Annotated in this window: 7 protein-coding genes; 2 read left to right on the plus strand and 5 right to left on the minus strand. The window is 63.9% G+C overall.

Annotated elements, in window-relative coordinates; genetic code table 11:
- Window positions 1–147 precede the first annotated feature (147 nt).
- Together AC069I_RS33175 and AC069I_RS33180 are read right to left on the minus strand one after the other, a co-directional pair.
- Window positions 148–999, minus strand: coding sequence for a TIGR02391 family protein (locus AC069I_RS33175; RefSeq protein WP_478229146.1), 852 nt, complete (start codon window positions 997–999; stop codon window positions 148–150).
- Window positions 1,000–1,897: 898 nt separating this feature from the next.
- Complete coding sequence (locus AC069I_RS33180; RefSeq protein WP_478267165.1) at window positions 1,898–2,449, minus strand: hypothetical protein; 552 nt, start codon at window positions 2,447–2,449, stop codon at window positions 1,898–1,900.
- A gap of 113 nt (window positions 2,450–2,562) precedes the next feature.
- Between AC069I_RS33180 and AC069I_RS33185 the strand changes: the two genes are divergently transcribed.
- Window positions 2,563–3,228 (plus strand): TetR/AcrR family transcriptional regulator, encoded by a 666-nt coding sequence (locus AC069I_RS33185; RefSeq protein WP_478267166.1) that lies wholly within the window; start codon window positions 2,563–2,565, stop codon window positions 3,226–3,228.
- A gap of 356 nt (window positions 3,229–3,584) precedes the next feature.
- Here AC069I_RS33185 and AC069I_RS33190 read toward each other — a convergent pair whose 3' ends face one another.
- The 3 genes from AC069I_RS33190 to AC069I_RS33200 form a co-directional block, all read right to left on the minus strand.
- A complete protein-coding gene (locus tag AC069I_RS33190) occupies window positions 3,585–3,803 on the minus strand; it encodes a hypothetical protein (RefSeq protein ID WP_478235145.1) in 219 nt (72 codons plus the stop codon).
- Window positions 3,804–5,173: 1,370 nt separating this feature from the next.
- A complete protein-coding gene (locus tag AC069I_RS33195; RefSeq protein ID WP_478235144.1) occupies window positions 5,174–5,587 on the minus strand; it encodes a hypothetical protein in 414 nt (137 codons plus the stop codon).
- 135 nt (window positions 5,588–5,722) lie between these two features.
- Entirely contained in the window at window positions 5,723–5,911 is a 189-nt protein-coding gene (locus AC069I_RS33200) for a hypothetical protein (protein WP_478235143.1), read from the minus strand.
- Window positions 5,912–6,205: 294 nt separating this feature from the next.
- Here AC069I_RS33200 and AC069I_RS33205 point away from each other — a divergent pair, with 294 nt between their 5' ends.
- Window positions 6,206–6,475, plus strand: a complete 270-nt coding sequence (locus tag AC069I_RS33205; RefSeq protein WP_478229152.1) for a hypothetical protein — start codon at window positions 6,206–6,208, stop codon at window positions 6,473–6,475.
- Window positions 6,476–6,610: the final 135 nt, after the last annotated feature.

Genomic DNA, 6,610 nt, shown 5'->3' on the forward strand with positions numbered 1-6,610 from the left:
GGACAGGTCCATTCACAGTGACCTGTCCAGCAGAGCAGTGCGTCAACGTTGAGGTCTCCGCCAGGGGTGGGTGCGGTCCGTGACCGGTCACCTGACACTCCACGCGTTGACCGCGCGGACTGCGCTGCAGAACGCCGGACGACGTTCTTACTCGGTTAAGGAAATTGGGGCCTCGACGACGTCGCATTCGTCGACCCAACGGGCCAGAAGGCTCAGCGCGGACAGTCGCTCGAGGGCTGCTTGCTCGTCAAGTTCGCCGAGGCTGTGGGCAGCGCTGTTCCGGATTGTCATCTGCACACCGGGAGCGAAGGAGAGCAGACCGGAGTTCATGGTCTTGACGTCTTGGTCGTTCGGGTCGCCGGGCCAGCGCAGTCGCGGCTGCCCAGGGCGAGGGTCCTTGTCCGAAAAGGTTTGTCTCCACAGGTCCGTGGCGGAGACGTCGTTGCGTTTCGTACGGGCCTTTACCATCGCGACGACGGACTCGGATGCGGCCGCCACCGCTTCCCGGAAGTGCCCGTCACGCCATAGCCGAGCGATTGGCCCCCAGACCGCTGGATGCATGGCCTCTGCACCTACGGTCGGTGGGATCTCGGCCTCGGCTCGCAGGATCAACTCCTCGAGCTTGCCAAGGGCGTAGTCGCATGCACTCAAGACGTCGACACTCTCCAACATCGGCTTGGGACGCGTGATCGTCACCCAGTTCATGAACGGGTCGACCACACCACTGCCCATCGGGCCTTGAACGGAGATGGACGTCGCCGTGAGTTCCGCGGCAGCAGACGCGCGGCCGGCCAAGCGAGTCACCTTTTCCCGTCGCCGCGTGATCTCGCCTGGATCAGCCTCATCGAGCGGTATGACCGCAGGGGCGATTCCCGGTGCCAGCGAGCCGAAGCCTTCGTTGATCACGTGCAGCTCGAGGAACTCGACCAGCGCGGCGCGGAACTCCTCAACGGCCTTTGCCACCGCCTTCAGGTAGTTCGGGTTCTTACGAGCTTCCATCGCTTGATCGTCGCACGGCGTCCAGCGCTGGTGAGGAAGCTGACCCGTGTCGGTTGTGGACGGATGGGCAGTGACCGAGTCACCGGGCCGCCGCGACATCCATCATCGGAGTCACCAGACGGCACACCGCCCAGGAGAGCTGATGACTCGGCTGGTCAAGCCACCCAGCAGGGACCAAGTCCGCGCGGCCGCTCAGGATGTCATCGAGCCACGTTCGCCTGAACGGGCACCGCCCCAGCGTCATCGCCGGTCGCTCGTCGGTTGCAGGCCGCAGATCTAACCTGAGCGGCGTAGATGCCTCCAAAGGATCACCCGGCTGGGGTACTGGCCTGGGGCAGTTTTGGTGACCCCGTTTGAAACGGGGTCATGGGCGTGCCCCAGGTTTGCCCCAGTTACTGAACGGTAGCTGAAGTTCGGTGCATCGTTTCTCAAAGTGAGGTACAACGAAAAAACCGCCCTACCTCGGCGTATGTTCCAGGCGGGCTGTGTTTCGTCACTGTGGAGCTAAGGGGACTCGAACCCCTGACCCCTCACTGCCAGTGAGGTGCGCAGGGGCTTTCTACCTGTGGGACCGGAGAAACTGCAGGAAAAGCGCTGTGGTTCAGCGCTGCTGGATGCAGTTCAAGACCGTTTGAGACCCCCTCGTGCCCCAGTTTTGCCCCAGGGAAATTCGTGTGAATGATGACAGGCGATATCGGGAGCGCGCAGCAACTGCGAGGAAAGAGGTGGCTCCACGCCGAGGGGGGGCGCGGAGCCACCTGGATAATCTTGGCACGATTGGGCGGCGGGCACCGGGTTGATGGCCCTTCGAGACTGGCGACCCAGTCGGCATCTGAGAGACCATGGCTCGGCGAAGGGGCGCTACCTGTCGTCCTGGAACAGTGTCTCAGCTTAACGTTCAACCGAAGTGGGCGTTCGCCGTTGGAATCGCCAGCAAGATGATGATCAGTAGTGAGCCCGCTGTTGCCAGTACCAGGCGTAGTGCAATCACGGTGCGGTACCAGGCGGGAACGGTGGCCACCGCGGCGTTGACGAACGCTGCGACCTCCAGGTTTCGCAGTGTCGGATCATCGGACTTGGTGAAGGCCGACGTGATAAAGCGCGTGACGAACACTTCGCCCGGCATGATGACGCATCCGAGGATGAGAACGATCGGCTGGAAGATCCACGACAGGAGCTGACCCGCCCCGTTCCCGGCGAGGTTGAGCGAGGCCAGCGTCGCGAGGCACAGACCGATCGCGACCGCGACCACGATGCTGGCGCGGCTGGTCCCGAAGTTGATCCCGCGCTCGGCCAGGAGTGTGGCCGGGAAGCCTTGCCTCACCACCTCGGTCTCGGCGGCCCGCTGGGCGTGGGGACCGTGGAGAGCGCCGGCGACGGGAATGACCACGAAGGTCGCCGCCAGCAAGAACTGCAGTATCGAAGCGGCAACGACGACGAACGGGGCCACTGGAGTTCCCTTCCTAGGACTTGCACACTGTTCGAGTCCGAGCGTAGGGAGCACTCGAACACTGTGCAAGTGTGTCCTCGAACACCGTGCGAGTCGTGGCCTATCCTGAGCGGATGCCGCGCGAAACCTTGACCAGGGAACAGATCGTCCGAGCCGCAGTCGAACTGCTGGACGCGGGCGGAGTCGAGGGCCTGAGCATGCGGCAGCTGGGTAGCCGGCTCGGCTCGGCCGCGACCTCGGTCTACTGGCACGTCCAGAGCAAGGAAAATCTCGTCGTGCTCGCCGCCGACTCGGTATGGGGTGAGCTCGAGCTGCCCGACCTGGACGAGGCCGACTGGCGGACCGCGGCCACCGCGATGGCCGACAGCATGTACGCGATGATCCTGCGGCACCCCTGGCTGGTGCCTGCCATGAGCACTCACCTCGTTTACGGCCCAGGCAAAGCGCGTCACGACGACCACCTGCTCGCGATCTACGAAGCCGCCGGGTTCACCGGACGCGACGCGGAACAGGCGATGAAGGTCGTGTTCACCTTCGTGCTGGGCACCGCTCTCGGCGCGGCGTCCGAGATCGCGTGGAAAGCACGCGCCGCCGGTGACGGGGACGACCAGGCCAGGGCCGCACGGATGACCGAGATCGCGATGCAGTTCCCGCGGCTGCGCGCCCTCAGCGAGGGATGGAGTGAAGACGACCCGGCCACCACCTCCGGCCGGGAACTCGCATTCGGCCTCCAGGCGATCCTGGACGGCCTGCAAGCCCGACTCCCTGCCCGGTCATAGACACGCCGCCCAGCGCTCGCCCGATGATCGGTGCCGTACGCCCAGGGGCAGCGCAGCCACCGCCCCCCTGAAGCCGCCCCGATTCCGCCTTGCGGAGAGGTTTAGCTTGTCGTTTACCCCTGAACCGAAGTCACCGCGGCCGGCTAATCCCGGACTGCCGACGAAACGGACTTTCCCCGCCCCAAAACCCCGGAGTTCGACGGTTGGCGTGCGCTGTTCTTCACCGCTGCGGTGTGTCGTAGTCGTGCTGGGAGATCGACCTGGCCGACCGGATCCCGGAGATCATGGGCGTGGCGGCCGGGCTGGGTTATCTGGTGCTGGACGGGGAGATCGTCGCGCTGCGGGGTGGCCGGCTGTTACTGGTCCGACATGCAGATGATGAAGTCCTTGGTTTCCCTGTTGGGGCAGGTCACTCCGACAGCCACGTCGAGAACGGGCTTCGCTGCTGGGGCGATGTCGAAGACGGTGCAGTAGAAGCCGCCGTCGGTCGGGTCGGTGTGGCATCCGTTGTTCCCGAACGGGCCGGACTGGTGTTCACTGCCGGCCGCCGTGGCTGCGGCGGCTGATGGTGTCATCAGTCCCATGGCGCCCAGTGCGAGGCCTGTGGCGGCGAGTGCGGCGGGTTACTCGGGCGCGGGTCAGCATGCGTGTACGTTGCGACATTCTTGTCCTTTTCAGTCCCTGCTCCCGCAGGAGTTGAGGGAGGTCGTCGCCTTCCCGGGAATGCCGCGAAGATCGAATCAACCGGTCTGTAACTAAGGCAAGCCCTGGACCGACGTCTGGGCGAAGGTATAACGAGTGTCCGTTCAGAGCCGACGTGGTGATGGCTGAAACAACTGGGAAGAAGCGTTGGCTTTGGGCAGGCTCGGTGGTGGCGCTCGTAGCTGGATTGCTTACCATGTTGGCAAATAATCGATGGTGCATGGTCGTTGGGGGAGAGATTTTTGGCGCGGGCTCCGAGCCTGCGGCAGAGGCTCCTCGCTCGAGTCTCACGCCGCCGACAGGTGAGACCGGTATAGACGCTACCGCGACTGCAGGGGCAGAAACTGCTCAACCGGCGACCGAGTCGGCTCGTCAGTCTAGTGACACGGTGCTGCCGCCAAAGGTATCGCGAGCAACGCCGTCGAACCGGTCGCGAGGTCCCCTGTTGATCACTTTCGCGATCGCCGATGGTTTGGCAGTCGGCAAGGATAAGGCTGGAGCCTGCAATGCCGCACGGGTGTGGTGTGTCATCTTGAAAGACTCGGTCTCAGGGGATTCGGGACGGACTACCTCTGGGTGCACGCTGTCGTGGCGGCTCTACGCCGACGTCTCGGAAGTCCTTGTCGAAAAGGGATCTGTCGCCTGCAATGTCAACTCTGAAGGAATACGGCTTGGCGTCAAAAGGGCATGCCTGTTGGCGATTACCGTCTTGATGCCAATGAGTCTTTCCGCGTAAGCACTGGTGACTCTGGGGGGCGACCTTGGGTGTGGCCGGTACCGGCGACTGAAGGTGGCGGCACGTGGTGCCGACCGCGGCTATTCAAGCCGGTGCGGTCCGAATTGTTTCCGGACCGTGTGTGGACCATCGGTAGATGCTTGTTCGGAATCGCCAGAAAAATGGGCTGCAAACTGGGGTTTGGTGCACCCAGCAATACCCGTTGCAAACCCAAATCTACAGGTCAGCGGTGCAGAGGTGGTCGTAGAACCAGCACATACCAAGATTCGACGCCACGGCTACCGGTTGTCGAACAAGACAGTCAAGCGCTGTTGATCGTTGTCCGCTCATGCCGATGAGAGCGCGGTCTAGCGGCTAGAGCGGGCATGATCAGCATTCAACAGGGTCGCGTTCGAAGCGAATGTCGACATAGGTTGATCTTCAGAGGGTTTACCCCCAGCCAGGACATCGAGATTGGAAGCGCCAGAGGGGCGATGGCGGCACGGTTAAGCGCCGCGGGCAGCTCGGTCAGGAACCGAAGAGGGCGCGGATTCCGCCCAGTGTGGTGAACCTGGCCCATAGGTCATTGTCGGGCGAGCGCAGGATCTGTCCGGTGATCAGCAGTTCGAGGAAGGCGCTGTGCAGGTCTGGCCGGTCGTTGCGGCCAGCCTCCATCCAGGCCGTGGTGATTCGGTAGCCACCTTCGCAAGGGGCGAAGATGGCGTCGTAGGCGCACTGCCCGACTCCGGCGCGATAGATGGACAGCCGGTCGCCTTCGACCAGCGCCACCCATTTGTCGTCCATGTCCTTCTCCTGCAGTCCCAGCCTGATCCGCTCCCATTCCGAATTGGCCCACAACCGTTGCGGAGCGGGCAGCTCGCGGGGGTTGGCGATTGGCAGCAAGGCGTGCTTGAACGAGGTTCGGGTCACGGGGCGGGACATGCGGTGAGGGTACTTCGTTGACACCGGTTCGAGGGTAAAGCCACGACTTGCTTCCCGCTCAGGGTGATGAGCGGGCTGATCTCAGCGGCCAGAGCCGGGCTGCCGTCCGCAGCGACCGCCAGTTCTTCCTCAGGCTCAGCGCCGGAGTGCCCGGTAGCGCTTGAGAAGGGCGGTGATCCGAGCGGGGTCGCGTGCGCCGTTCAGCTCGGCGAGCAGGTCGTCGGGGCACAGTTCGTACTGGTCCCCCCACCACCGCGACGCCTTGTTGTCCCAGATCCGATAGCCGCCGGGCACGCCCCTCGCCACGTACCGTCGCTTCGCCAACCAGCCCTCCCTGTTCCGCCGTCCGCCACCATGATCGCACCGGATGGCGACCTGGTCTCCTGGGTTCAGGCTGGACGTACTCCTGGGACGCCAGCGCACGACAGCCGAAGCGACCACTCACGATCGGCGCTTGGGATGATGGCTCGGTGACTGCAACGACCCGAAGCCTGCGGTTTGAGCGGATATTGGCTCGGTCCTGAGGCACCCGGGTGGCCTGACGTTCGGTCGTTCGTCGATCAATCACTCGATGCCGCGCTGCGCGATCGAGCGGTGGAATACCGTCGTGGCGGGAGCGTGTTCGCCGCTGCCGCCGGCAGGTCGCTTTGTCGCATCTGCGGGCAGGCGAACGGTAGTGCGGAGCTGACCAACGGCGTTCGCTTCATCTGGCCGGAAGGGCTCGCGCACTACGTCGAAACGCACAACGTCAGACTGCCGACTGAAGTCACCGCTGCGATGGACGCCGCCCCACCGCGGGTGGACGTCACTGAGTTCGAGCGCCACCTGCTCGACACGGACGATTTGATCGTCGACGAACACTGGTGGCCTGACCTCAGGGGATACTGAAGGCCGGGCGCACCGGCTCGCCACACTGACATTCCGCTCATGCCGCGATGAGGAACTTCGGACAGGTGGCTGTACCAGAACCGAGAACGCCCAGGTCAACAAGATCGACACGCCATGGCCGGCGAGAACCTACAA

Source organism: Amycolatopsis sp. NPDC043885, from assembly GCF_056435685.1.